This window comes from Paenibacillus sp. URB8-2 (assembly GCF_013393385.1).
Lineage (GTDB): Bacteria > Bacillota > Bacilli > Paenibacillales > Paenibacillaceae > Paenibacillus_AQ.
The window spans coordinates 2,536,349-2,560,810 of sequence record NZ_AP023239.1; the positions used below are offsets into that span (position 1 = coordinate 2,536,349).

Here is a 24,462-nt window from a genome sequence, read left to right on the forward strand (position 1 = left end):
AACAGTTACGAAATTTTGTCCCATTGAGGGATCAGAAGACGGTAAGTATAGTGAGTATAGATTTAATCGATGAAAGAAAACATGACATCAAGCGGAGGTTGGGAAGAAATGAAAAAAGGATGGCTTAAAGGTTTGGTCGCTATGGCACTCATGACACTTACAATCACGGCATGCGGGGCTAAAGAGGACCCGGCTGCAACTACCAGCTCTGACGGCGGAAGCAAGTCCGGGGGCGGAAAGTTAACGGTGTACTCCCCGAATGCGGCGGAAATCAACAACCCCATTATTAAAGAATTTCAAGACCGCACAGGAATTACGGTGGACTTAATCTCCGGAGGTACGGGGGAACTGCTGAAAAGAGTGCAGGCGGAAGCCGGAAATCCGCTTGGCGATGTGTTCTGGGCCGGCGGCGCCGACTCCCTGGAATCCTATAAAGAATATTTCCAGCCTTATAAGACAAAAGAATTCGACAACCTGCTGCCCGCTTACGTAGATACGAATTCATACTGGACGCCATTCAACGCGCTGCCAATGGTCATTACCTACAATAAAGAACTGGTGTCTGAAGCTGAGCTGCCTAAATCCTGGGAGGATCTGCTTGATCCGAAGTGGAAAGGCAATATCGCTTTTGCCGACCCGTCCAAATCGGGCTCTTCCTATACCCAGCTTGTAACGATGCTTACGGCGTTTGGCAAAGAAGACGGCAAGGGCTGGGATTACGTGAAGAAGCTGGTGGCGAATATGGACGGCAAAATCCTCTCCGGTTCAAGCCTTGTACAGCGCGCCGTTCCGGACAAAGAATTCGCGCTCGGCATTACCCTTGAGGATGCGGCTCTTCGTTATATCGAAGGAGGCTCGCAAATCGGCATCATTTATCCGGCGGAAGGAACCTCCGCTGTTCCTGACGGCGCCGCCATTATTAAGGACAGCAAAAATCTTGAGCAGGCCAAACAGTTCGTCGATTTCCTCGTAAGCAAGGACGCTCAGGAGCTCGTGCAAAAGGAATTCAAGCGCCGCTCCGTCCGTAAGGATGTAGCTCCTGTAGAGGGTCTGCCTCAGACAGGCGATATCAAGCTGGTCGATTATAACTTCGATTGGGCTGCCGCGAATAAAGACGAAATAATTAAAAAGTTCACCCGAATCACGACTGGACAGGAATAACGCATCACGTATCAGGGAGAGAGCGGCGGCAAAGGAGCTTTCAACCGGCTGCCGCCGCTGTTCCATCATTACCGGAAGCGAGGGAGATACTCATGAGCAAGGTTGTTTTCGATCATGTCACAAAATACTTCGGTACGGCAAAAGCCGTTAATAATGCGCATTTTACGATAGAAGAAGGCGAGTTCTTCACCTTGCTCGGCCCCAGCGGATGCGGCAAGACGACGCTGCTTCGAACCATAGCTGGCTTTTACAGACAGGAAGAAGGCCATATTTATTTCGGCGATCAATTGATTAACGATGTCCCCACTCACGAACGCAATATCGGCATGGTGTTTCAGAACTATGCGATTTTTCCCCATATGACTGTATTTGATAATGTGGCCTATGGCCTTAAGGCGAGAAAAGTTCCCAAGGATGAGATTCGGACCCGGGTGATGGAGGCGCTCGACATGGTGGAGCTCACGCATCTTAAAGACCGCATTCCTTCCAACATGAGCGGCGGACAGCAGCAGCGGATTGCCTTGGCCCGCGCAATTGTTATCCGTCCGGCGCTACTGTTAATGGATGAACCGTTGTCGAACCTCGATGCCAAGCTGAGAGTGAAGATGCGCACGGATATCCGCAAGCTGCAGAAAGACTTGAATATCACGACCATTTATGTAACGCATGACCAGGAGGAGGCGCTGGCTGTATCCGACCGGATTGCTGTCCTGCATAATGGTACCGTCCAGCAGATTGCTTCCCCGCAAGAGATTTATCTGTATCCGCAGAATCGTTTTGTCGCAAACTTCATGGGCACCTCGAACTTTCTAGATGGAACCTGTGAAGGAGGCGCTACGCTTAGCAATCCCGCCAATATCAAGCTGATGGGCCTTGAAACTGAGCTGCCTCTGCTAAAGCCGCATTCCGGCAAGGTGCTGTTCTCCATCCGGCCCGAACGGGTTAAGCTGTCGTCTGAGCCTTCCGTGGAACACGGATATAAGGGAACGATTGACGAAGTTACATTCCTTGGGGAGAAAGTCAGCTATACGGTAAAAATGGCGTCGGGAGAATCCATCGAGGTTCATGACCATTCGGTGTATACGCGGGATATTTATAAACCGAAGCAGCCCGTGTATCTTGATCTTCAACTGAGCCAGTCCGTCATTTACAATGGCAGCGGCGAGGAGGTGATCTACCGTGCTATCGAGAGCTGAGCCAAGTCCGGGCAATGTCATCCGGCAGAGACTTCTGCTTAGAAAATGGGATTTCTGGACGGCAGTCACGATCGTGGTTTACCTGCTGCTGTGCGTCTTCGTGATTTACCCGCTGGTCACGTTGTTCATCAACAGCTTTATCAGTGAAGAAGGCGGCTTTACCATTGAAAATTATATTACTTTCATTTCATTGAAATATTACCGTATGGCGCTGCTCAACAGCTTTATGGTATCCGCGCTTGCCACAATCGGGGCGATCCTGATCGGAGTTCCACTGGCCTATTTATCTACCCGATATGCGATTAAATTCAAAGGTCTCATGCAGATCATGATTGTAATGTCTCTGCTGTCGCCTCCATTCATTGGCGCTTATTCGTGGATTTTGCTGATGGGCAACAACGGGTTTATTACGAGATTTATTCGTGACCTCGGCATTTCGGTTCCGTCGATTTACGGGATGCATGGCATCGTCTTTGTATTCGCGCTGCAATTCTACCCGCATATTTTCCTGTACGTCTCCGGCGCGCTGAAGACGATCGATACGTCGCTGGAGGAAGCGTCGGAGAGCCTGGGGATGACCTCCTGGCAGCGTCTTCGCACGGTGACCTTACCCTTGATTTTTCCAACTCTGTCGGCAGGGGCGTTAATGGTATTCATGGCATCCTTCGCGGATTTCGGCACACCGATGCTGCTGGGACAAGGCTTCAAGGTGCTTCCGATTCTGGCGTATGAGCAATTCGTGAGTGAAATGGGCGGCAACCCGGCGATGGCAAGTACGCTCAGCATCATCCTGATCTTGTTCTCCACATCGGTCTTGTTTACTCAGCGCTATTTCGTCGCACGCAAAAACTTTTCGATGACGGGCATGCGCACACCGAAGCTGATTCCTCTTAAGCCCTTGGCGAAGACGCTGCTGACTATTGTCGCTTTTATTCCCGCGTGTATTTCGATCCTGCCGCAGCTGACCGTAATCTTAACGTCATTTATCAAAACGAAGGGTCCTGTCTTCCAGTCAGGGTTTAGCCTCGACAGCTATAGGGAAGTGCTGTACCGGGTTCCCCGTTCGATTATTCACACGTACTCGTATTCCATCCTGTCCATCATCATTATGGTTGCGGGCGGCATGCTGATTTCGTACATTCTGGTTCGGCGCAAATCCAGGCTTACGGCGGCGCTGGACGGCATTCTGATGATTCCGTATGTCATGCCGGGGACCGTGCTCGGGATCAGCCTGATTGTCGCTTTTAACAAACCGCCGATTGTGCTGACCGGAACATGGATTATTCTTGTCATTGCCTATGTCGTGCGCAAAATTCCATACACCATACGCTCCAGCACCGCCATTCTTCATCAGCTTGACCGCAGTGTGGAGGAAGCTTCCATCAGTCTGGGCGTTCCGCCGATGAAGACGTTCTTCAAGACAACGGGGCGTCTGATGGCGCCGGGCGTCATATCCGGAGCGATTCTGAGCTGGATTACAACGATTAACGAGCTTAGCTCGACTCTTGTGTTGTATTATGGAGCAACAGCAACGATTTCCGTTACGATCTACAGCGAGGTATTCACCTCCAACTATGGGACGGGCGCGGCGCTTGCATCGATACTGACGTTAAGCACGCTGATTTCCTTGCTCATTGCGAATAAGCTGTCCGGCGGAAAAGGGTTATCCGTGTAAGGACCCAGTAGAAAGGGAGGATGACAATGACAAAAAACAGTATCGTATGGTCGGCTTTATTAGTCATTATTACGGTTACCGTCATTGTATATTCCAACTATTTCACTGAGGTCAAGCGGATACCGGAGCAGTATGACACGGAAAAGGAGAAGCTGGTCTGCTGGATCTATACGGACGGGTGGTCGGACCTACTTGCGTCGTATCAGAAAGCCCATCCGGGTGTTGAGCTTGAAGTGAGAGTATTTCCTTCGTATAAGGAACTGTATACCGAGCTTCTCGCGGCGCTGTCGATCCAGACCGCTCCGCAGATAACTGAGCTAGACAGCTCCTACGGGTTGTCTGAACTGGTCTCGATGAACGCGTTAGCGCCGGTTTCCGGCAGTGCGCTTCTTCCCGGAGAGTTTATGCCTGAGGCGGCCAAGCCATTCACTTATGGCGAACGATTATGGGCAGTTCCGGCTGGAGTCTCCGTTCCGGTGATGTTCTACAATAAGGACCTGATGAAATGGACGGGCGTGGATAAAGTAATCGATTTCTATTCCCTGAAAGAGCTTGGCTTCAAAACAAAGGAATGGAAAGCGGATCTGACTGCGCGCCATTCGGCAGGTTGGGAGCAAGCGCTGGTCATGGATGATTCGAAGCCATTTATACTGCTGAATTTATGGGAGCAATCCCGGCAAGACAGCCTGCCCGGAAACCAAAGACTGGAACAACTGCTTCGGGTGTGGAGTGAACTTGTCTTTGATTCGAAGGCCATGAAGCCTCTTCGGAGCCAGTTGGCTCCCAGCGATTTCATATCCGGCAAGACGTTATTCTATATGACAAATTCGAATATGATACCTTGGCTGGACCACTATATTGCCGGAAAATTTGAGTATGACATGCTTCCGGCGCCGCTTGCGGGCGGGAGTGTGTTATTGCCCCACATCAGCTCATTTGGCATCGTGGCCGGTAAGAAGGCTGCGGGTGCGGCGGAAGATGTGGTGAACTACCTCGCATCTTCCGAGGCCCAAGCCAAGGTGCTGGAGGCCACCGGGTATTTGCCGGTTCGAACACAGACGATTGAGGCTATCTCCCGAAACTATGCCTTAAACAGAAAATATAGTGTGCTCCTGGGCGCGGTCGGCACGCTTGAGAGCCTGGCGCCTTCGGAAGAAGCGCGCCTGCGCTGGGAGCAGATTACGCTTATTCTTAATCATTTGGAGATGGAACGGGAAGTTGATTTCCGTGCATATGCTTCACAATTACTCCCGTACATGCCCTAATCCTTAGGGTATATGGTGATACGCAATGCTGCCGGAAGGATTATATATTGGACAGGGGAAGGATAACATGATTGAAATGGATTGGATTTCACTTCAAGGAACAGGGGAGTGGAACGAGGATGCCGTCATATTGAATGAAGAATTGAAGCTCTATGGTGTAGTAGATGGGGCCACTTCGCTTGTGCCATACCGCGGGGAGGGCAATGAGACCGGCGGCAGGCTCGCTTCCCAAATCATTAAGCAATACGCTGAAAATGTAACGGCGGGCGAATTTAAAGGAATGGAAGCCCTTCTGCGGGAAGCGAACTTTCGGCTGGGCCAGGAAATGAAACGGTGCGGGATTAATCCGCAGTCGAAGGATGAATTGTGGACTGCCGGAGCAGCCCTTGTTCGCATAACCGATACCTTCATCGAGTTCATTCAGGTCGGCGATTGTATGATCTATGCGATCTATGAGGATGGGTCAATCCGGCCGATCACCCGCGATCATGTAGCTGCGATCGACCATGAGTCGAAGCGGATATGGGTCGATGGCATTGAGTCGGGAGTGCGTTCCAAAGATCAATTATGGGAGTCGGTCAAGCCCGTAATTGCGGCTAACAAGCAGAAAATGAACACGGCCGAAGGGTACTCCGTCCTTAACGGAATGGCTGAGGCGGAGCAGTTCTTCGAATATGGGAGAATCAACCGGATCAGGCTGCAAAGCCTGCTGCTGGTGTCGGACGGCCTGTTCTATCCGGATGAGGGCGAAACCGCCGAGGAAGATGCGGTAAAGTCGCTGGTCCGTAAGGTCTCGCAGACAGGTCTTAGCCGTTATGCGGAATGGCTGCTGCAATTAGAGCGGGAAGATGCTGAATGTATTCGCTACCCCCGGTTTAAAGTATCGGATGACAAGACAGGCATTTATATCCGATTAAAATAAAAGATGAGGTCCGCGGCACACAGCCAATTTAACCAAGCCCCGCTTTGTGGGGCTAATTTTGTGCGCATATTCCCGTCTCCAGGATGGCATACTATGCCCGATTTCAGGAATCGGATATTCCATCGGACAGGGAAGGCGGGAACAATTATCATGTCGGGATTGTTGACTTGGAGCCGGGAGGCGGCGCATAGTGTGCCGGGAGAATATTTTTATTATTTTATCGTCTACTCGATATTGGGCTGGTTTATAGAGGGTATGTATAATTGGTACAGCAGCGGGACGTTCCGCAAAGAGGGGCTTATGAAAGGGCCGTATAAACCTATGTACGGTTTCGCTCCTCTGCTGCTGCTGGCTTTAGGCGTTACAGCCATGCCGCTGCCGTTGTTTCTAGCCGCCACATTTGTCGTACCGTCGGCAGTGGAATATGCCACCGGGGCATTGCTGAAGCTCCTGTTCCGCCGCCGGTGGTGGGATTACTCGGGCCAAGCGTATCAGCTCGGCGGGCATATTTGTCTGCAGTTCTCTCTGTACTGGTGGGGATTGTCGGTTGTATGCCTCGTTGCCGTTCACCCGCTGATGACCCAGCTGTATTCGCTTACGGCGGATATCTGGAGTGTGCTGCTCCCCATGACTGTCCTTGGCTTCGCCGCCGATCTCGCCTTGACTTTCCGTATCCGCCGCAGGGAGGCGGGGCTGCCGGAGCTTGGTGACGGGAACGGCGGAGCTTTGTGACATCTGAATTGCAAGAGCTGTCCGGATGTCCGAGATGATGACCGGAATGCAAGAGCTGCCGTTGAAAAAGACAGGACAGGCGGTCCCTTTAGCGGGCCGCCTGTCATTTTTTTGCCGAAGACTTGCCGCCGGCGGTGTGCTAGAATGGGATGGATGATATACCCAGTCATGGGAATGCTCCGCATACAGCCTTGAAGATAGGGCGGAGCCTGGGAGGAAACCGGAATGGCCGGAAATCTGCTTGTCGTCTTTCTTCTTACAATGGTTATACATACCGCCGAAACGTTGTCGTATTCCGTCCGGTACGCCGGGGTCAGGCTGAACAAAATCGCGATCGCGCTGTCTCTGACCGGCATCATAGTACTGGTATCCCGAACCGCCAATCTGATTCAGGCTCCGCTGACAGCCAAGTTTGTGGATGTGGCGAGAACCGATTCAAGCTTTCCCATGGAGAATTATTTAAGGATTATCCTGCTGGGCGGCTCGCTGGGAACGCTGATTGCAATCGGACTGTTTCCCACATTTATCGGACTGTTCGAGCGCATCATCTCCAAGCTGGAGATCCAGGGATCGATTCCGAAGCTGCTGGCCAGCGTCACCAACGGACAATTGAAAAATACCCGCAAATATATCAGACGGCCGAAAATCGGGCTGTACTATTTCCGGTACCTGGATGTTCCGAAACGGCTGATCGTGCTGAATATTTTCGTCACGGCTTTTTATACGGTGGGCGTAATGTCGTCGCTGTTCGCGGCCCATCTCGTTCCGAAGTACAGCATGACCGCTTCCCAGGCCTCGGGGATTATTAACGGGCTGGCGACGATTCTGCTGACGATCTTCATCGACCCGCAGCTTGGGCTGATTACCGACAAGGCGACAGCCAGCCCGGAACACCGCAGCCGGCTCGGCAAGGTATACGTGCTGCTCATGGGCTCCCGGTTTCTGGGCACGCTGCTCGGGCAGCTTGTTCTCGAACCTGCCGCCTATCTGATCAGTTGGGTCGTCAGGCTCATGGTGTGAAGAGGCGGATAAAGCAAGATAAGGAGAGGTTCCATTGAATCAATCGGAGAACCGGAACGCGGACGCGGTCGCCATCGTCACGGGGGCATCCAGCGGCTTCGGGCTGCTCACGGCGGTAAAGCTGGCGGAGCAGGGCTTCAGGGTCATCGCGGCTATGCGCAAGCCATCGAGGAAGGAAGAGCTGGAGCGGCGGGCGGAGCGCTCCGGCATCCTGGACCGTGTGCAGGTGATGCGTATGGATGTGACCGACCCCACCGGAATCGAGGAGACCGTGAATGCGGTTTTGGCTGCTTACGGCAGAATCGACGTCCTGGTCAATAATGCCGGCTATGCAGTGGGCGGCTTTGTGGAGGAGGTGCCGATGGAGGATTGGCGCCGCCAGCTGGAGACGAATTTTTTCGGTCTGGTCGCGGTGACGAAAGCCGTTCTTCCGCATATGCGGGAACGCCGGGCAGGCCTCATCGTCAACATCGGCAGCGTCAGCGGACTAGCCGCTTTTCCCGGTTACGCGCCTTACGCGGCTTCCAAATTCGCGGTCGAGGGCTTCAGCGAGAGCCTGCGGCATGAAATGTCGCCGCTGGGGGTGAAGGTCGTCATACTGGAGCCGGGAGCGTACCGCACCGCCATTTGGAACAAGGGCCTGTCGCAGATCGCCGCAACCGGGGACTCTACTTACAAAGCGCGTCTGGATGCGGTACTGCGGTATTCACGCAAAGCTGCGGACACGGCGCCCGATCCGCAGGAAGTTGCCGACCTGATCGGCCGCATTGTGCGCCTGCGATCACCCCGGCTGCGCTATACACTTGGAAGGGGCTCGCGGCTGCTGATCCGGGGCAGGGCGCTTCTGCCGTGGAGCTGGTTTGAGCGAATCGTGGCCCGGGCGCTCCGCTGAGCGCGTTATTTGAATTTTTCCGCTTAGTGGTCTATTGTAAAGCTTAGGTATATAACATGGATTGGAGGCGACCGATGCCTGAGTTTATGGAGGTTCAGCTTTGTTTCGACGAAGCGGGACGTGAAATTGAAATTCTCGAGGTGACTCGCATCGGCGAGAACGAATACCGGATTGAAGAGACGCCCGTGTTTAGGCCGGACCTGTCTCTGGGAGATATTATTAAAGTGAAAGAAGAGCGCGGCGTCTGCTACTATGTGGAAACCATACGGAAGTCGGATTACCGGAAAGTGGTCAGGTTGCTCAGCCGGGAAGCCGCCCGTTCGCTGGAGCTTGCCGCATTCAGGGAACGTGTGCTGAACCGGAACGGAAAATGGGAAACCGTCTTTGGCGGTCTGCTCATCGTTCACATTCCACGGGAAGCGGATAAGACCCTGGAGACCGAACTTGAAGCTATAGCGCGTACATACGGAATTGATGGAGGGAAATGAATTGAACAAATTCGCCAAACTGATTAAAGATTGGGTGCCTACGCTGCTGATTGCCGTTGTCCTTTCTTTGCTTGTCCGCAGCTATGTAGCCGAAGCGATGAGCGTTCCGACCGAGTCGATGGTTCCGACCATCCAGGTGGGAGACCGTCTGATTGTGGACAAAATGCTGTGGGCCACCTCGCTGAAGCATGGGGACATCGTCGTGTTCCATCCTCCCATCGCCGGCGAGACGAAGCTGTATGTCAAACGGCTGATCGGACTCCCCGGAGATGTCGTGCAGATCAAGGACGGCGCGCTGTACCGCAACGGGGTTAAGGCTGACGAATCATACCTTAAAGTAGAGATGGATTACTCCTTCGGACCGGTTACGGTTCCCGACGATCACTATTTTTTCCTGGGAGACAACCGGAATATCAGCTTCGACGCGCATTTATGGGACACGCCCTTTGTCTCGAAGGATAAGCTGATCGGCAAAGTTGTGCTGGAGATTCCCGTTCACAAACTGCTGCGTTGACCTGATGGAAGTACGCATTTACAATGAGAACAAGAAACAAAGTGCAAAATGAATCAACGAAGACGAAGGGTAAGTAGACGTATGACAGGAATTTGCAGAGAGCCGGCGGTAGCTGCGAGCCGGTGTTCCGCATACGATCGAATGGCCTTCCGAGTTGCTGTCCCGAGCCCGGCCTGCCGGTCGTAGGGATATGCCGGGTTTCCCGCCGTTATCAGAGGGAACGGTATCGAAGAGGCGTGATCCGCCGATTCCGCACCGTCCAACGAGGACCGACGATTCCGCGCAGCCATGCCGGGAAGACGGTCGATTTAAGGTGGCACAACGAGCAGTCTCGTCCTTATAAGGACGGGGCTTTTTTTGCTGATAAGAAGTTTGCTGGGAAAATTTCGAAAGGGGGTGATGGCCTTGGATGGCGGCTGGTGGCGATGGCGAAGGTTGACAATATACAGAAAAAGGAGAATGAAAAATGAATCAAGAGAGAGTATTAACCGGGGACCGCGTGACCGGAAAGCTGCATCTGGGCCATTACGCAGGAACCCTTAAGAACCGGGTAGAGCTTCAGCACCGGTACGACACTTTTATTATGCTGGCCGATGTTCAGGCGCTGACTACCCATTTTCATCAGCCCGGGCTGATTCGTACGCATTTGCGGGAGATCGCTCTGGACTATTTGGCGGCGGGGATCGACCCCGGGCGGGCGACCATCTTCATCCAGTCGATGATTCCGGAAATCGCCGAGCTGACCCAGTTCTATTCCATGTTCGTTACCGTGAACAGTCTGCGCCATAACCCGACCATCAAATCGGAAGCGCAAAGCGGCGGGGGAGATGAGATGTACTACGGATTCCTCGGTTATCCCGTCAGCCAGGCGGCGGATATTACGTTCTGCAAGGCGACGATCATTCCGGTGGGAGAGGACCAGCTGCCCCTTATCGAATTAACTCGCAAAGTCGTCCGCCGGTTTAATGAACTGTACCGGCCCGTGTTGACACTGCCACGGGCGCTTGTCGGCGATACCCCGCGGCTGGTGGGAACGGATGGAAGCGCCAAGATGAGCAAGAGCCTCGGCAACGCGATTCTTCTCGACTCCTCGCGGGAGGAACTTGAACTGAAGATGCGCAAAGCGGTGACTGACCCCTCCCGCGTACGCAAGGGCGACCCGGGGCATCCGGACATCTGCCCGGTCTATGCGTACCACCGCTGCTTCCGGCCGGAAGGCGCGGAAGAGATCGGCGAGGAATGCCGCAAGGGCGCGATCGGCTGCGCGGAATGCAAACGGCGCGCGGTGGAAGCCATCGCGCAGCTGCTGGAGCCCATGTCGGAGCGCAGGGCGCATTATGCGGCCCGCCCCCGTGAGGTTGACGATCTGCTGATGAGCGGCACGGACCGCGCCCGCGCGATTGCGCGCGAGACGATGCTGGAGGTGCGGGAGGCGATGGGGCTGGACTATTTTGCCGGATCTACCCGGGGACTAAGCTGAGCTCACATCCATGATTTCCGGTTGACCTCATGAAGTTCGTGTAGTATGTTGGTAGACGTTGGGTATTTGATGAAAACAATAGAAGAGCGGATTAATCCTGTCTCTTAATGAGGCGGGATTTTTTTATATAGAAGAGGAGAGTTAGTACATGAAAATGACAAAATCCATGGCAAATGTCCTGCTGTTGTCCATTTCTTTACTTTGGGGTTCCGGGTTTGTGGTAACCAAAATAGCGCTGGACGCAAACGCGTCTGCAGGATTCATAAACTTTTTTCGGGGCTTCCTCTTTGTTGTTCTCGTGCTTATTTTCTTTAATAAAAAGATATTTAAAATGACCTTTAAGGAATTTAAAATCGGTTTGATTGCCGGATTGCTTAATTTTGGCGGATATCTCACGCAAACCATTGGTGTCAAGTACACCACTCCATCCAATAACGCTTTTATTTCAGCGACATATGTCGTAATTGTCCCTTTCATAGCCTGGGCTATATATCGAAAGCGGCTCCAAGTAAAAAGCTTTACTTCCATTTTGTTATGTATGCTTGGCATGGGAATACTAACTGGAGTATTAGACCAGGCATTAACTATAAATAAAGGTGATGCATACTCTCTTCTTTGTGCGCTGTTTTATGCCGGCTCGATTGTATATCTCAGCTATGGAGCAAGAACAACGGATGTAAGTATTGTGGCCTTTATGCTTGCGGCGGTACAATCCATCGGCGGATTGGTTTTTTTCCTTTGCGTAGAAACGGAACAGCTTGCGGATATCAATTGGTCGGCTGCCATAATCCCATTGTTGTACATAGGAATCATGTGTTCATTTGTCGCCCAAACGATTCAAATTTTAGCACAAAAGCATACCTCTGCGACATCTGCCGGACTGATTATGATGCTTGAAGGAGTTTTTGGGAGTGTCTTTTCAGTTGCTTTTGGTTTTGAGATGTTTACCGATCATCTGTTTTTTGGCGGAATGCTTATTATGCTTTCTCTTATTCTGATGGAAGTTGACTTTCAGCATTTGTTCATCAAGATCCGCAGCAGCTCTAAAGGCTGAGTACTATGCCGGTGCGGGGAACTGGACTATTTTGGCAGCCCGATTGCAACATTTGCCGCTGAATATCCGTCTTCAAGATTGGAGAAGAAAATAATGGAATTGATCCCATTCATGCAGAAGGAGCGACAGACTATGACCACCCCTCTGACTCGCAAGCTGGCGGCAGGAGTTCTCGCGGGAACGCTGCTCTTATCGGGCATCGCCATAGGTATCCCTAGCCATGCATCGGCTAAAGGTCTTGGACCGGGGCAAGCCGCCGCAATCGCCGCCGCTTCCAAAACGTTTACGTACAAGAACGCCGTATACACTCTTCGCCTGCCGAACGATTGGAAGCACCGGCTTCAATTCGCCGAGAAAGACAAGCAAACCCTTGTGTATTACGTTCCGCAGAGCAAATCGCTGCAAAAAGAAGTGCTGTTCACCATCGAGGCGATCGACAGTGCAAAATGGACGGATGATAAGGAAAGCGGAGTATATACATCGCTCGGCAGCCTGAACGGCAGTGTATACGCGCTGCACAAGTCCGGAGAAACGCCTTATGCCAAGAAGCCGAACAGTTCGGATTACCGAATGGCGCGTAAAATTTTGGCCACCCTGAAAAACTCGCTTTCCTTTTCCTTTAATCAAACGCAGCAAGCGGCTCCGTCCATGGCTCTCGTACTGACCGATGCGAGACAGGCCGCGGAGCTGTATGCCTTCGGACTGCAGCGGCGCAGCGCCTCCATTCAGTATGCGACCTTCTCGGACGCACTGAAAAAGACGATGTATCCCGTGTTCAAGGAGCTGAACTGGGTTACCGGCGTCTCCAGTCCCTGGATCACCAAATGGGAAGTGACCAAGGACACGGCAATCGGCAGCAGCAAGGAGCAGATCGAGCTGAGACTGGATACGGCGACTTCCACTGGTTCCGAGCCTTCGGTGCAGCTCACGCTTTTCCTTGAAAAAGAGAACGGAAGCTGGGTCATCGCAGCGCTGTCCTCCGACCGTGAACTGCCGAGAAGTGGCGTTCCCGTCAAAAAAGACGGCGTTCCCGCATTTGGTTCCGCCGATGCCGTAAGCCTGGCAGCCAAAGCGGCGGCCCATTACTGGCATATCCTGAGCGGCGGCAAAGTGGTGAAGGAAGGAGAGATCCGGGAATTTTCCATTCCGGGCAAGGGCGACCATTACCGGTGGCTGGGTGAGGATCTCTCCACCAAAGAGAAGCTGTTCGCTTATCTGAAGGAGGTCTACACGCCGGAGAAAGTCCAGCAGTACTGGAACAGCCAGACGCAAAGCGGCAGTCTCGCCATAGTCGGCGGACGCCTCGCCCAGCCGAATGCCGATGGAGGCAGTCTGCGGGATTGGACCAAGGCGAAAGCAAGCTAGCTTACAGATGGTGCCGAGGCCAAGACGTTCCGGTTCGACGTTCCGCAAGGCGAAGCCGAGCATACTATCATCGATGCGCCGTTTCGATTTGTGAAAGGCACGGGCTGGAGACTGGATTCGGAAGTCAGCATCATCAAGTAAAAGAGACTGGTCCCCAACGAGTCCATATTAGATGGGAACAATTCAAAAATGACCTCAAAAACCACGGTCTTGTGGAGGATGAGGTCATTTTTTGCAGCCAAAATTCAGTTTACCCGGCAGTTCCGCCGTTCGTTCAGGACAGTTTCACCAGCACCCGGCCGCGCGTGTTCGATTTCAGGATATCGGCGAGCGCCTGCGGCAGCTCAGTCAGCGTTACTTCACGGTCGATAAGAGCTTCCAGCTCCGCTGGTTTCAGATCGGTCGCCATCCGTTTCCACACTTTGAGCCGCAGCTCGGCGGGGCAGGAGACGGAGTCGATGCCGAGCAGATTCACGCCGCGCAGAATGAACGGCAGCACCGTTGCCGGAACCTTCGTGCCGCCCGTAAGTCCGCTGACGGCGACCGAGCCCCGGTACGATATTTTGCTTAATATCGCCGCGAGCTGATTCCCGCCAACCGGATCGACGGCGGCCTGCCAGAGCTGTTTGTCCAGCGGTCTTTGCTTGGCTTCGGGGTCATAGATCTCGCTTCTCGAGATCACTTCGGCCGCGCCGAGCCGTTTCAGGTAGCCGCTCTCCGAGGTGCGGCCTGTGCCGGCGACAACCAGATAGCCGCGCTGGGCCAGCATCGCGACCGCCGCGCCGCCGACGCCGCCGGCCGCGCCCGTGACAAGCACTTTGCCCTGATCCGGCGATGCGCCGTTATCTTCAAGCGCTTGAATGGACATGGCCGCCGTAAAGCCCGCCGTGCCGTAAATCATCGCTTCCTTCAGGGATAAGCCGTCCGGCAGCGGAACGACCCAGTCCGCGGGGACGCGGGCGTATTCGCTGTAACCGCCGAAATGGGACACGCCGAGTCCGTAACCGGTAACCAGTACCGGCTGGCCTTGCTGAAACCGTTCATCCTCGGAGGATTCCACCACGCCGGACAAATCGATGCCGGGCACGAAAGGATACGATTTGACGATATTGCCGTCCGGGATGGAGGCCAGACCGTCCTTGTAGTTCACACTGGAATAAGCAACCTTGATGACCACTTCTCCTGCGGGCAGATCGTTTAATGAAGCCGGTTTGACGGCGACGCTGAACGGCTCCGTGTTGTCTACAAACAGGGCTTGAAAGGATGGGGACATAGTGATACGCTCCTTTTAATGGGTATGTAAAGCCTAGAACTGAATGATGACATTTTGCCGGTGATTCACATGCTGTCATTATATTTTTATTCTGACCGGTCAACTTTTTTATGTCAATGATTTCTTATACAATATTTTCATTTACAGGTGGGTGCTCTATGGTCCGTTACAAAAAATCCGAGGAAAAACGCAAACAGATTCTGTACGCCGCCTTTCAGGCCATCGCCGAACAGGGGTATGACGCCGTAACGCTTCAGACGATTGCGGACAGCGCGAAGGTCAGTAAAGGTGTCGTTCATTATTATTTCGATAACAAAGAGGCGGTGCTTGTGGAGCTGCTGAGCTGGCTGACCGGCAAAATCTATGAAAAAGAATCCGCGGCGGTAAACGGACAGTCCACGGCGGAGGAAAAAATGGCCGCCTATATCGATTCCGTCTTTGTATCGCCCGAGAAGAACCGCGATTTCTACCGTGTGTATCTGGACTTTCTGGCGAGAGCCAGCCGCAGTCCCGCGTACCGGGAAATCAACAGCCGCTTCTATGGCAACTGCGCGCGGATCAGCGCGGAAATTGTGGAGCTCGGCCAGCGCGAGGGCGTATTCGACCCTCGCCTGTCTGTACGGGAGACCGCTCCGGTCATCCGCTCCATCATCGACGGCTGCCTGATCCAGTGGCTGATGACCGGCCAGGACGAGCTTCACTCCGTATACAGGGATTCCTGCCGGCAGGCGGTCATGAAGCTGCTCGCTTTGGATACGGTGAAAAAGTCATAGGCGGCGAACCGAGAAAATGTTGAGTTAATAAAATCTGCAGCGGACGAGTAGCCGCCCTTCAGCAGGGCTGCGGAAACCACACATGCCGCAGATCGATCCAGCCCTGGCTGTTGAACCGGACTCCCCGGACAGAAGGTAGATAGGCGGTTTCTACCGGTTTTTCGTACAAAATATGCAGCTCCCGCTCCTCGATCAGCCGGTCCTCGATTCGGCGGAACGCCTCGGCCCTTGCCGCATGACAGGACTCGCGCACGATCAGATGCAGCCCGGCTTCGATCTCCGCCCGGATCTGCGGCGTGACATGCTCCGCCAGCGTCTGATACAGATCGAACAGCCTCAGCTGCTCGTCCCGGTCGCGCACGAGCGAGAACAGTATAAGGTCGGCTTCCATCCGCACCGGCCCCTTGAACTCTTCCGGCGGCACGGAGACGATCGCCGCCGAAACGCCGCTTCGCTCCAGCCTCGCGGCTACGAGCTCGGCGTCCGCCGCATACTGCGGAATCGTGGCAATCCGCAGGGAGAGCCCGGGCAACGAGGCGGTTGTTCCGGCGGAGGGAGGGCAAGAACCGGAGGGGCCGAAAGCAATGGAAGCGCCCGGGACACCATCTGTATCGGGAGCACCGGGGGCTCCAAACGGACCGGGAGCACCGGGACCTTTGTCCGGTTCGTTCGCCCTATCCAGACAAGACAAAATATCCGCCCTGACGGCGGGATCGCTCAGCGGTCCCGCTTTTTTGGTGTTGCAGGTAATGAACTTGCGGACGGAGGTCTCGGTGTGAATCCGGCTTAATGAAGCCGACTCTTCCGGCCGGGGATTCTGAATGATGTGAAAAGGGAAGCCTGAATCTGCCGCAGACGGCTCCATATCCCAGGGAACATGCAGAATTTCCACCCGGTCCAGCTGCGCTCTCCCTTGAAAATAATACGGAAACGCCTCCAGCACGCACATTCTTTCATTCAGCTCCGCAATTTTGAACGGGCCGGTTCCGACCGGCTTCTGGGCGAAACGCCCTTCCCTTATGCGCTCCGGTTCGCGCGGAACAACGGCTGCCCGGCTCGTGCACAGAAACGAAAGAAACAGTTCGTTCGGAGCCTTGAGCCGGATGCCTACCGTCAGCGGATTTAGTGCCGTTACTTCAACAATATCCCGCAAAATAAAGCTGTACAGTCTGCCCTGGGGCGTTCGGGTCAAGCGGGAGAAGGAGTAGACGACATCGCTCGCGTCAAGAATGGCGCCGTTATGCAGGAGCACTTCCTTACGGAGATAAAAGGTCCAGATCGTCCGAGTCTCGTCAGTCTCCCAGGCATGCGCAATGCCGGGAACAATCTCTTCGCCACCGGCCCCCCTGCGGACAAGCCCGTCATATACATGGCTGGAAACAAAGGATTCGGCCAGCAGGTTCATGTGCAGGGGATCAATTGTATGCAGCGGCTGGCGGATGGGCAGCCGGAGCGTGTCGATGATCCGGTCCCTGCGCATTTCGGCGTGATGGCCGGAATAGGCCAGCAGCCAGCTTTGCAGCGAATTCTGAAGCGCCGAGACTCCCGCATGGGAACGGATGTCCTCCATTGCGGCCGAGACGGCGTCCCTACGCCCCATGGCCTGCATCATCGACTGGACGGCGACATCGTCCCGAGGCGTCAGAAAGCGCAGCAGGGAACGGCGCCCGCGTCCGCGGCTTGGCGTCCACGCCACCCAGCCGTTGCCCGCCATTTTGCCCAGAATATTCAGGACATTCCGATGCGTGCAGCCAAGAACCTCTGCAAGCTCGTCCAGTGTAATGGAGACTTCATCGGCGCTGCCGTAATGGGCGCGCACCCGCATGTATTGGCCGTGCAGCTTCATCCGTGTTCAATCCTTCCGTCGAAAATAGGAAATAAATCATCATTTATTTCTCTTTATCTTCTTATTTTATCATCTAAAATAAGGTGAAGTAAGTAAGAAAATGGAGGGATTTCCCATGAACGAAGAAGTTTCAACGCAATCGTCGCGTTCCCTAGCGCTCCCGGCAGCCGCTTTTGCGCTGGGCGTTATCCATCAGTATCTGTTCCTGGGGAACCGGTACGGTGTGTCGTATCCGCTGTTCACCGTTCTTTTTTACGCTTATATGCTGTGCTTTGCCAAGGATAAAATCCGCAAGCCCCAGGCGGCGGGTTTTGCGGGATTGGCCTTTATCTTGTTGCTTTCCATGACCTTCGGCCTGTTCGCCAATGAATTTTTTTACCATTTGAACACGCTTGTTCTTCCCGTGCTGATCTTCTTGCATTTGGCTTATATGATCGGTGACGGAAGACCGGCTTATGACCAGTTCTCCCTTGTCTTCGGGGCGCTCGACCATCTAATTCCACAGAACCTGCGGCAGTGGCCCCGCATCGTTGACGTCTTCAGGAGAGCCTCCGGGCAAGCGGAGGATGGAGGGAACAGGCAGGTTCTCGGTAAAGTACTGATTGGCCTCTGCATTTCCTTCCCGCTGTTGCTGGTCGTCCTGCTGCTGCTGTCCTCGGCGGACGGAGTGTTTCACAGCGTGCTGTCGGAAATACCGGTATGGCTGAGCAACGTGTCGTTTGTGGAAGGCTTGACCCGTACGCTTTGGGCGCTGCTCCTGGGGATGTTCTTTTTCGGGCTCCTGCGGGGATTTCTGTTCCCGCATCAAGAAGAGGAGGTTCCGGTAGACTTAGCGCGGCCGGAGCAAACGAACAAGACCGAATGGCCGGATTTCCGGGTCGATTCGATCATTGCCGCCACCGTACTAACTTCGATTAACACCGTATATGTGCTGTTTGTCTGTGTGCAATTCTCTTATCTGTTCGGCGCCTGGCAGGGGGTGCTGCCGTCTGGAGACACTTATGCCGAGTATGCGAGGAGAGGATTTTTTGAGCTGATAATGGTGGCGGGCATCAATTTTATCATCCTGCTCGGGCTGCTTCTGCTGGGGACGAAGGGGACAGAGAGGCTGAACAAGGTGATTCGCGGGCTGCTGTATCTGCTGACGGGCTGCTCGGCGGTGATGCTGTACTCGGCTTATTCCCGGCTGGCTCTATACGAAGAGGCTTACGGCTATACGACCATCCGGTTTCTCGTTCACGGCTTTATGATTTTCCTGGGGCTGCTGCTGGCGGTGACGGCGCTGCGCATCGGCCTTCCGCGCTTTCCGCTGGCCAGATGCTATATTATGCTGATTGCCGCGGCTTATCTGGTCATGAATTTTATCGGAATGGACGCCATTATAGCGGGGAAAAATATCGCGCGCTATGAAGCCACCGGCAAGATCGACGCGGCTTATCTCTTGACGCTGTCGAGCGACGCAGTGCCTCGGCTCATCGAGTTCAGCCGGAAGCAGAACGGAATGCTGGACAGCGGATTGCGGACTAAGCGCATGGATCTGGCGAAAAAGAACGTCAAGTGGCCTGCCTTTAATCTGTCGCGCCACCGAGCGCTAACGAAGCTCGACCGGTATTTGGAGAAGTAGGGACGAAAGTATATAACTCCGGAGCGCCCTTTTTTTTACACTAATGTATTATTGATGCGAAAATATGTAGCTGTTAGTATTACCTCACTTACATAAGAATCGGCCGGCGGACTTGATGCAACATGATTTGAAGGCCAACTGACAAAGATTACGATGTAAGAGGAGTGTGGAGATGGAGAAAAAGTACGATTATTCATTGGACGCAATGAAAGGCTTTAGCTGTTTGCTGATGATCATGGCTCATACCGGGCTTGTTTTTTCGGGAAGCAGCCGCTCGTTTCAAATAATCGGAGAGTTGGCCCCCGTATTATTTTTCGCCGTTTCGGGCATCACTTCAATATTCCAGAGCAAAAAAAATGTCCTGCCGCTTCTTGCATTCTACTTCGTCTTTGCGGTCATAGGATTATCCTATAACGCTTTGTGGAGGCCTTATATTTGGTCCGATCCCGTTTCGGATGTGCCGCAAATCGTAGCGATGAGTGTTCTGGGCATCATTTTGCTCGAGAAGTACTTCAGGCCCGGCAGATACGTGTATTTGATATTGGCTGTCTTCCTGTTCACCCTGCACTATGTATTTACGGCAAAAGTACCTTCTTTTCCGGGCAAGCAATTCTTCATTCCGGAGGGGGATTACACTTATTTTACTTTCGTCCCCTGGTTTTCGATATTTTTGCTTGGCGTGTTCGCCTACCGGAGCAGCAAGCGGATTAATCTGATTTCCGGAATTCTCGCTGCATGTTTTCTGGCTGGAGCCTACTTTCTAACCCCTCGGGACACAGAATTTTTGGTTAAGTACAATATGTCGCCCGGCTACTTTTTCCTTTCCCTGGTACTTCTGTTTATGTCGTTTTCCCTATTCAGGTCGATCCGGCAATATTCTTTGATGAACCCGCTGCTATTTTTCGGTAAACATTCTTTTCTATTTTTGTACGTCCATGTATTTATTATCTTTATACTCACTCATTTAAAACTGTATTCAATCAACGTCTATATCATCTGGGCGGCGGTTTTGCTGGCAAGCTATATCGGAATGAACGCCGTTTTATGGATCAACAAATATGTTGAAGCGCTATTTAATTACAAGTTGGTCTGGCTGGGGCTGTTGATGCTGATATTGTCGGTGCCGGCGGTCGTGGATTCATTTGGACTTATTGTTACGGCTGAGGCTGCTTTGGGGATGGCCTTTGCTTGCAACTATAAAAAACTGTCCCAGATACTCACTCCAATCTTTACGTTTGCTCCGAAAAGCAGAAATTTGCAGCCTGGTGTAGGAGCAGAGGTTGCATGGCCGAGCGGCAAAAGGAGCTTTCCGGTAGCCGTGACACAGCCGGAGCATTCGGATACAGCCGGGATTTCCGGGCCGGTTCGATCATTAGAGGATGTGTGAAATGAATTGGATATAAAATAGCTGCCGAGCTTGTCGCGGCAGACTGGACCCTCGGGTTATCCCGGGGGTTTATTATTTATTCGGCTTTATGCCAACCGGCAGTCGTAGCATTCGACATCGTTTTCTGAACACGGTACAATGTTCCAGGGTAGGAATGAAGGAGGGCTGTTATGTCGACGAGAGTAGTCAACAATATTACGGAACTGATCGGCGATACCCCGGTTGTCCGGCTGAACCGCTTGACCGGACCGAATGATGCGGAACTGTACGTCAAGCTTGAGCGGTTCAATCCGAGCGGAAGTGTAAAGGACCGGGCAGCGTACAATCTGATCCTGCAGGCCGAGAAGGACGGGCTCCTGAAACCGGGCGGCACCATTATTGAGCCGACGAGCGGCAATACGGGAATAGGGTTGGCGATGAACGCGGCGGCCAAAGGTTACCGCGCCATTATGGTCATGCCGGACAACATGACGAAGGAGCGGATCAACCTGTTGAAGGCGTACGGAGCGGAAGTGGTGCTCACGCCGGCCTCCGAGCGGATGCCGGGAGCCATCGCCAAAGCGCTGGAGCTTGGGAAACAAACGGAAGGTAGCTTTATTCCGCAGCAATTCGAGAACAAAGCCAATCCCGACATCCACCGCACAACGACGGCGGTAGAGATCCTGGAGCAAATGGAGGGGAAGCTGAATGCATTTGTAGCGACCTCGGGAACCGGCGGCACCATCACCGGCACGGGGGAGACGCTGCGGGCGCATTTGCCCGATCTGCGTATTCTTGTGGTTGAGCCGAAGGGGTCGCCGGTATTGTCCGGCGGAGAACCGGGTCCGCACAAGCTGGTGGGGACAAGCCCTGGGTTCGTTCCCTCCATTTTGAATACGGATGTGTATGACGAGATCGTGCAGGTCTCCGATGAGGATGCCCTGAATACCGTCCGGGCCATGTCGGCCAGGGAAGGAATTCTGATTGGCCCGTCCGGCGGCGCTGCGGTGTGGACCGCCTTGAGAGAGGCTGAAAGATTGGGCAGCGGCCGACGAGTGCTCTGCATTGCCCCGGATTCGGGCGAGCGCTATTTGAGCATGGGGATTTTTTCATAACCAAGGGCTTGATGAGGCGAATGGCATGGCATGGACAATAAAAAGCGGCTGAAGCTGCGCTCACTTTTGAGCCGCTTCAGCCGCTTTTTCGATCCAGCCGTTGTTCGGCTGAAGTCGCCTTTTACTGCTTTAAGACGAAAGAATCCGCAAAAAAATTTCAATCCGTTCGTTCCATTGTGCCGCCCTACAGCTCTTCCACTTCCCGCAGCCAGAGGGAGGCGGAAGCGTCACTTGGCATGCGCCAATCTCCACGCGGGGACAGGCTGACGGTGCCGACCTTCGGGCCGTCCGGCAGGCAGGAGCGTTTAAACTGCTGGGAGAAGAAGCGGCTGTAGAACACGCGCATCCACTGTACCAGCTGCTCCCTTGTGAAGGTATCGCCAAAAGCATGCTCAGCGAGATACAGAATTTTCGCAGGCGGAGCGCCCGTTCTGAGCATATGATACAGGTAGAAATCATGCACATCATAAGGTCCGAGAATATTTTCCGTGAGCTGCGCGATTTCGCCATCCGGCGAAGGCGGCAGCAGCTCCGGACTGATCCCCGTGGCGATAATATCATACAGGAACTTGGCGGCGGTTTCGTCCGCCTCGTGGTCGGCATACCACTGGACGACATATTTGATCAGTGTCTTCGGGATTCCCGAATTGACGCCGTACATGGACATATGGTCGCCGTTGTAGGTACACCAGCCGAGAGCCAGCTCGGACAGGTCGCCGGTGCCGATGACGATGCCGCCGTTCTTGTTGGCGAGATCCATCAGAATCTGCGTCCGTTCCCTGGCTTGGACGTTCTCGTAGGTCAAATCGTGAACATCCTTGTCATGCCCGATATCCGCGAAATGCTGCAAGCAGGCGGCCTTGATATCAACGATCTTCATCGAAGCGCCCAGGGCCTTGATCAGACCGACGGCATTATCATACGTCCGGTTCGTCGTTCCGAAGCCGGGCATCGTGACGGCAAGCACGTCGCTCGCCGGGCGTCCAAGAAGCTGCATCGCTTTTACCGCGACCAGCAGCGCGAGCGTGGAATCGAGTCCGCCGGAAATGCCGATGACCGCCTGTTTGGTGCCGATGTGGCGGATGCGCTTCATCAGGCCGGAGGTCTGGATCGACAGAATTTCCTGGCAGCGCTCGTCCCGCTGCAGCGGATTGCCCGGAACAAAGGGATTGGTGACCACTTGGCGGGCCAGGCCCCGGGGCGAATCGCTCTGGCGGGCGGGATTGCCGAATGCAATCTCGCGGTAATCGGCACCGCCCCGGCCGCCCCGGAAGGTTCCCATTATCATACGGGAATAATGGATTTTCGGAATGTCGATGTCGGCGACGGTGATCCGGCTCTCATGGGTGAACCGGTCGGATTCCGCCAGCGTCTGTCCGTTCTCGGCGATGATGGAATGGCCGCCGAAGACGACGTCCGTCGACGATTCGCCGGTATTGCTGCCGGCGTAGACGTATCCCGCCACACAGGACGCGGATTGGCTGCTGACAAGCTGCCGCCGGTAATCGGCCTTGCCAACGAGCTCGTTGCTGGCGGACGGGTTGAACAGCAGCACCGCTCCCGCCTGGGCCAGCCGGCTACTCGGAGGAACGGGAACCCACAGATCCTCGCAGATTTCCACACCGAAGACAAGGTTGGAATTTCCGTCGCAGACAAACATGAGATCGCTGCCGATCGGAACTGAAGCTCCCCCGATGCGGAACTCCGCCGTCTCCAGCTCTTCGGCTCCGGCAAACCACCGGGGCTCGTAGAACTCGCTGTATCCGGGAATGCAGGTCTTCGGCACAATCCCTAGAATGCTTCCGTTCTGAATAACGGCGGCGCAATTATAGAGCCGCCCTCTGATTTCGATGGGAAGGCCGGCAATCACGACCATGTTCAGGCCCGCGGTCTTGCCGGCGATGGCGAGCAGCGCCTCCAGGGCGGAGTCAAGCAGCCGGCGCTGCATGAACAAATCCGCGCATGTATAGCCGGTGATGCAGAGCTCCGGCAGAACAAGGTATTCCACCTGTTGCTTGTCCGCTTGTTCAATAACTTCCATAATTTTATCGGCATTAAATATACAGTCGGCAACCCGAAGTTCAGGGGAAGCAGCGGCGACTCTTGAGAAACCGAAATTCTGCAATTGTTTCACCTATCCTCTTTATGAATGTAATTTCGCTTTCATTAATTTAGCATAATTCCGGCTGTTTCTAAAATAGTTGTACCTAATGAGACGGGGCCGGTAACAAGGAGGGCCGCCTTTGCACTACCCCGATAACAGGACGGCCGCGATAAACACCAGCTGGAGCAGAGATCGGACAAGCAGTCCTGGAACCGGCCTGCCGCCAATGGTCAGCTTCTTTTTGGCAGCATGCACATTGGCGGGAAACATTGCGATCAGCAGCGCCGCCAAACACCATGATGCAGCCTGCGAAGTGGCGGAAAAGAGAAGGCCGACAGCGCCGGCAATCTCAAGCAAGCCGGTAATGGTAGCGATAAGTCCGGGCCTTGGAAAAGAGGAAGGAACCATGCGGACCAAGTCGGCTCTGCGTTTTCCCCAGTGGGCGGAAGCGGTGAGGAGCAGCATGACGGCTGCAGCCGCCTGCAGCGACGGATGCCAGCCGTCGAAAGGGGTGAGGCCGAGCAGGCCGAGCATACGGAACAGCACGAAAGAAACAATAAGAACAATGAAAGGCGCCATAGGTATTCCACCTGTCGA

At 54.0% G+C, this 24,462-nt stretch carries 22 protein-coding genes; 18 read left to right on the forward strand and 4 right to left on the reverse strand.

What is annotated here, in order from left to right:
• Window positions 1–108 precede the first annotated feature (108 nt).
• The 14 genes from PUR_RS11585 (at window position 109) to PUR_RS11650 (ending at window position 13,764) form a co-directional block, all read left to right on the forward strand.
• Complete coding sequence (locus PUR_RS11585) at window positions 109–1,161, forward strand: ABC transporter substrate-binding protein (protein ID WP_179035368.1); 1,053 nt, start codon at window positions 109–111, stop codon at window positions 1,159–1,161.
• Between the two features lie 92 nt (window positions 1,162–1,253).
• Window positions 1,254–2,357, forward strand: a complete 1,104-nt coding sequence (locus PUR_RS11590) for an ABC transporter ATP-binding protein (RefSeq protein ID WP_179035369.1) — start codon at window positions 1,254–1,256, stop codon at window positions 2,355–2,357.
• A complete protein-coding gene (locus PUR_RS11595; RefSeq protein ID WP_197970138.1) occupies window positions 2,341–4,032 on the forward strand; it encodes an ABC transporter permease in 1,692 nt (563 codons plus the stop codon). Before PUR_RS11590 ends, PUR_RS11595 begins: the two co-directional genes overlap by 17 nt.
• A gap of 26 nt (window positions 4,033–4,058) precedes the next feature.
• Window positions 4,059–5,297 carry an extracellular solute-binding protein gene (locus PUR_RS11600; protein WP_179035370.1) on the forward strand — a complete coding sequence of 413 codons (1,239 nt, stop codon included), beginning with the start codon at window positions 4,059–4,061 and terminating at the stop codon, window positions 5,295–5,297.
• 67 nt (window positions 5,298–5,364) lie between these two features.
• Entirely contained in the window at window positions 5,365–6,219 is an 855-nt protein-coding gene (locus PUR_RS11605; RefSeq protein ID WP_179035371.1) for a protein phosphatase 2C domain-containing protein, read from the forward strand.
• A gap of 150 nt (window positions 6,220–6,369) precedes the next feature.
• Window positions 6,370–6,951, forward strand: coding sequence for a putative ABC transporter permease (locus tag PUR_RS11610; RefSeq protein WP_179035372.1), 582 nt, complete (start codon window positions 6,370–6,372; stop codon window positions 6,949–6,951).
• Window positions 6,952–7,176: 225 nt separating this feature from the next.
• Window positions 7,177–7,971, forward strand: coding sequence for a lipid II flippase Amj family protein (locus PUR_RS11615; protein WP_179035373.1), 795 nt, complete (start codon window positions 7,177–7,179; stop codon window positions 7,969–7,971).
• A gap of 34 nt (window positions 7,972–8,005) precedes the next feature.
• Complete coding sequence (locus PUR_RS11620) at window positions 8,006–8,863, forward strand: SDR family oxidoreductase (protein ID WP_179035374.1); 858 nt, start codon at window positions 8,006–8,008, stop codon at window positions 8,861–8,863.
• Between the two features lie 74 nt (window positions 8,864–8,937).
• Window positions 8,938–9,351 (forward strand): DUF4265 domain-containing protein, encoded by a 414-nt coding sequence (locus tag PUR_RS11625; RefSeq protein ID WP_179035375.1) that lies wholly within the window; start codon window positions 8,938–8,940, stop codon window positions 9,349–9,351.
• Window position 9,352: 1 nt separating this feature from the next.
• The gene (gene lepB, locus PUR_RS11630; RefSeq protein ID WP_232101826.1) at window positions 9,353–9,865 is read left to right on the forward strand and encodes a signal peptidase I; all 513 of its coding nucleotides are present in this window, start codon (window positions 9,353–9,355) and stop codon (window positions 9,863–9,865) included.
• Window positions 9,866–10,101: 236 nt separating this feature from the next.
• On the forward strand, window positions 10,102–10,335 hold the full coding sequence (locus PUR_RS11635) for a hypothetical protein (RefSeq protein ID WP_179035376.1): 234 nt from the start codon (window positions 10,102–10,104) through the stop codon (window positions 10,333–10,335).
• Window positions 10,332–11,345: a tryptophan--tRNA ligase gene (trpS, locus tag PUR_RS11640; protein WP_179035377.1), complete on the forward strand. Its 1,014-nt coding sequence runs from the start codon at window positions 10,332–10,334 to the stop codon at window positions 11,343–11,345. The genes PUR_RS11635 and trpS overlap by 4 nt, the downstream gene beginning before the upstream one ends.
• Window positions 11,346–11,493: 148 nt before the next feature.
• Entirely contained in the window at window positions 11,494–12,399 is a 906-nt protein-coding gene (locus PUR_RS11645) for a DMT family transporter (protein ID WP_179035378.1), read from the forward strand.
• A gap of 93 nt (window positions 12,400–12,492) precedes the next feature.
• On the forward strand, window positions 12,493–13,764 hold the full coding sequence (locus tag PUR_RS11650) for a DL-endopeptidase inhibitor IseA family protein (RefSeq protein ID WP_179035379.1): 1,272 nt from the start codon (window positions 12,493–12,495) through the stop codon (window positions 13,762–13,764).
• A 274-nt stretch (window positions 13,765–14,038) separates the two neighbouring features.
• Here PUR_RS11650 and PUR_RS11655 read toward each other — a convergent pair whose 3' ends face one another.
• The gene (locus PUR_RS11655) at window positions 14,039–15,037 is read right to left on the reverse strand and encodes an acrylyl-CoA reductase family protein (protein WP_179035380.1); all 999 of its coding nucleotides are present in this window, start codon (window positions 15,035–15,037) and stop codon (window positions 14,039–14,041) included.
• Window positions 15,038–15,195: 158 nt separating this feature from the next.
• Here PUR_RS11655 and PUR_RS11660 point away from each other — a divergent pair, with 158 nt between their 5' ends.
• Window positions 15,196–15,810, forward strand: a complete 615-nt coding sequence (locus PUR_RS11660; protein WP_179035381.1) for a TetR/AcrR family transcriptional regulator — start codon at window positions 15,196–15,198, stop codon at window positions 15,808–15,810.
• Window positions 15,811–15,868: 58 nt separating this feature from the next.
• Here the strand turns inward: PUR_RS11660 and PUR_RS11665 are convergent, their stop codons facing one another.
• Window positions 15,869–17,656: an ABC transporter substrate-binding protein gene (locus PUR_RS11665; protein ID WP_179035382.1), complete on the reverse strand. Its 1,788-nt coding sequence runs from the start codon at window positions 17,654–17,656 to the stop codon at window positions 15,869–15,871.
• 115 nt (window positions 17,657–17,771) lie between these two features.
• On the opposite strand from PUR_RS11665, the gene PUR_RS11670 reads away from it, so the two are divergent.
• The 3 genes from PUR_RS11670 to cysK all read left to right on the forward strand — a co-directional run bounded on the left by PUR_RS11670 (window position 17,772) and on the right by cysK (window position 21,761).
• Entirely contained in the window at window positions 17,772–19,280 is a 1,509-nt protein-coding gene (locus PUR_RS11670) for a DUF4153 domain-containing protein (protein ID WP_179035383.1), read from the forward strand.
• 172 nt (window positions 19,281–19,452) lie between these two features.
• Window positions 19,453–20,667: an acyltransferase family protein gene (locus tag PUR_RS11675; RefSeq protein WP_179035384.1), complete on the forward strand. Its 1,215-nt coding sequence runs from the start codon at window positions 19,453–19,455 to the stop codon at window positions 20,665–20,667.
• A 170-nt stretch (window positions 20,668–20,837) separates the two neighbouring features.
• Window positions 20,838–21,761, forward strand: coding sequence for a cysteine synthase A (gene cysK, locus PUR_RS11680; protein WP_179035385.1), 924 nt, complete (start codon window positions 20,838–20,840; stop codon window positions 21,759–21,761).
• Window positions 21,762–21,945: 184 nt separating this feature from the next.
• On the opposite strand, the gene PUR_RS11685 is transcribed toward cysK, so the two are convergent.
• Together PUR_RS11685 and PUR_RS11690 are read right to left on the reverse strand one after the other, a co-directional pair.
• Window positions 21,946–23,895 (reverse strand): NAD(+) synthase, encoded by a 1,950-nt coding sequence (locus tag PUR_RS11685; RefSeq protein WP_232101827.1) that lies wholly within the window; start codon window positions 23,893–23,895, stop codon window positions 21,946–21,948.
• Between the two features lie 114 nt (window positions 23,896–24,009).
• Window positions 24,010–24,444 carry a DoxX family protein gene (locus PUR_RS11690; RefSeq protein WP_179035386.1) on the reverse strand — a complete coding sequence of 145 codons (435 nt, stop codon included), beginning with the start codon at window positions 24,442–24,444 and terminating at the stop codon, window positions 24,010–24,012.
• Window positions 24,445–24,462 lie beyond the last annotated feature (18 nt).

What these genes read in the sequence shown, in the direction of transcription:
- PUR_RS11675 (WP_179035384.1), top strand. Translation starts at nt 19,453, where the DNA reads ATGGAGAAAAAGTACGATTATTCATTGGACGCAATGAAAGGCTTTAGC.
- PUR_RS11660 (WP_179035381.1), top strand. Translation starts at nt 15,196, where the DNA reads ATGGTCCGTTACAAAAAATCCGAGGAAAAACGCAAACAGATTCTGTAC.
- PUR_RS11585 (WP_179035368.1), top strand. Translation starts at nt 109, where the DNA reads ATGAAAAAAGGATGGCTTAAAGGTTTGGTCGCTATGGCACTCATGACA.
- PUR_RS11615 (WP_179035373.1), top strand. Translation starts at nt 7,177, where the DNA reads ATGGCCGGAAATCTGCTTGTCGTCTTTCTTCTTACAATGGTTATACAT.
- trpS (WP_179035377.1), top strand. Translation starts at nt 10,332, where the DNA reads ATGAATCAAGAGAGAGTATTAACCGGGGACCGCGTGACCGGAAAGCTG.
- cysK (WP_179035385.1), top strand. Translation starts at nt 20,838, where the DNA reads ATGTCGACGAGAGTAGTCAACAATATTACGGAACTGATCGGCGATACC.
- PUR_RS11655 (WP_179035380.1), bottom strand. Translation starts at nt 15,037, where the DNA reads ATGTCCCCATCCTTTCAAGCCCTGTTTGTAGACAACACGGAGCCGTTC.
- PUR_RS11610 (WP_179035372.1), top strand. Translation starts at nt 6,370, where the DNA reads ATGTCGGGATTGTTGACTTGGAGCCGGGAGGCGGCGCATAGTGTGCCG.
- PUR_RS11605 (WP_179035371.1), top strand. Translation starts at nt 5,365, where the DNA reads ATGATTGAAATGGATTGGATTTCACTTCAAGGAACAGGGGAGTGGAAC.
- PUR_RS11650 (WP_179035379.1), top strand. Translation starts at nt 12,493, where the DNA reads ATGGAATTGATCCCATTCATGCAGAAGGAGCGACAGACTATGACCACC.
- PUR_RS11590 (WP_179035369.1), top strand. Translation starts at nt 1,254, where the DNA reads ATGAGCAAGGTTGTTTTCGATCATGTCACAAAATACTTCGGTACGGCA.
- PUR_RS11645 (WP_179035378.1), top strand. Translation starts at nt 11,494, where the DNA reads ATGAAAATGACAAAATCCATGGCAAATGTCCTGCTGTTGTCCATTTCT.
- PUR_RS11600 (WP_179035370.1), top strand. Translation starts at nt 4,059, where the DNA reads ATGACAAAAAACAGTATCGTATGGTCGGCTTTATTAGTCATTATTACG.
- PUR_RS11625 (WP_179035375.1), top strand. Translation starts at nt 8,938, where the DNA reads ATGCCTGAGTTTATGGAGGTTCAGCTTTGTTTCGACGAAGCGGGACGT.
- PUR_RS11670 (WP_179035383.1), top strand. Translation starts at nt 17,772, where the DNA reads ATGAACGAAGAAGTTTCAACGCAATCGTCGCGTTCCCTAGCGCTCCCG.
- PUR_RS11690 (WP_179035386.1), bottom strand. Translation starts at nt 24,444, where the DNA reads ATGGCGCCTTTCATTGTTCTTATTGTTTCTTTCGTGCTGTTCCGTATG.
- PUR_RS11665 (WP_179035382.1), bottom strand. Translation starts at nt 17,656, where the DNA reads ATGAAGCTGCACGGCCAATACATGCGGGTGCGCGCCCATTACGGCAGC.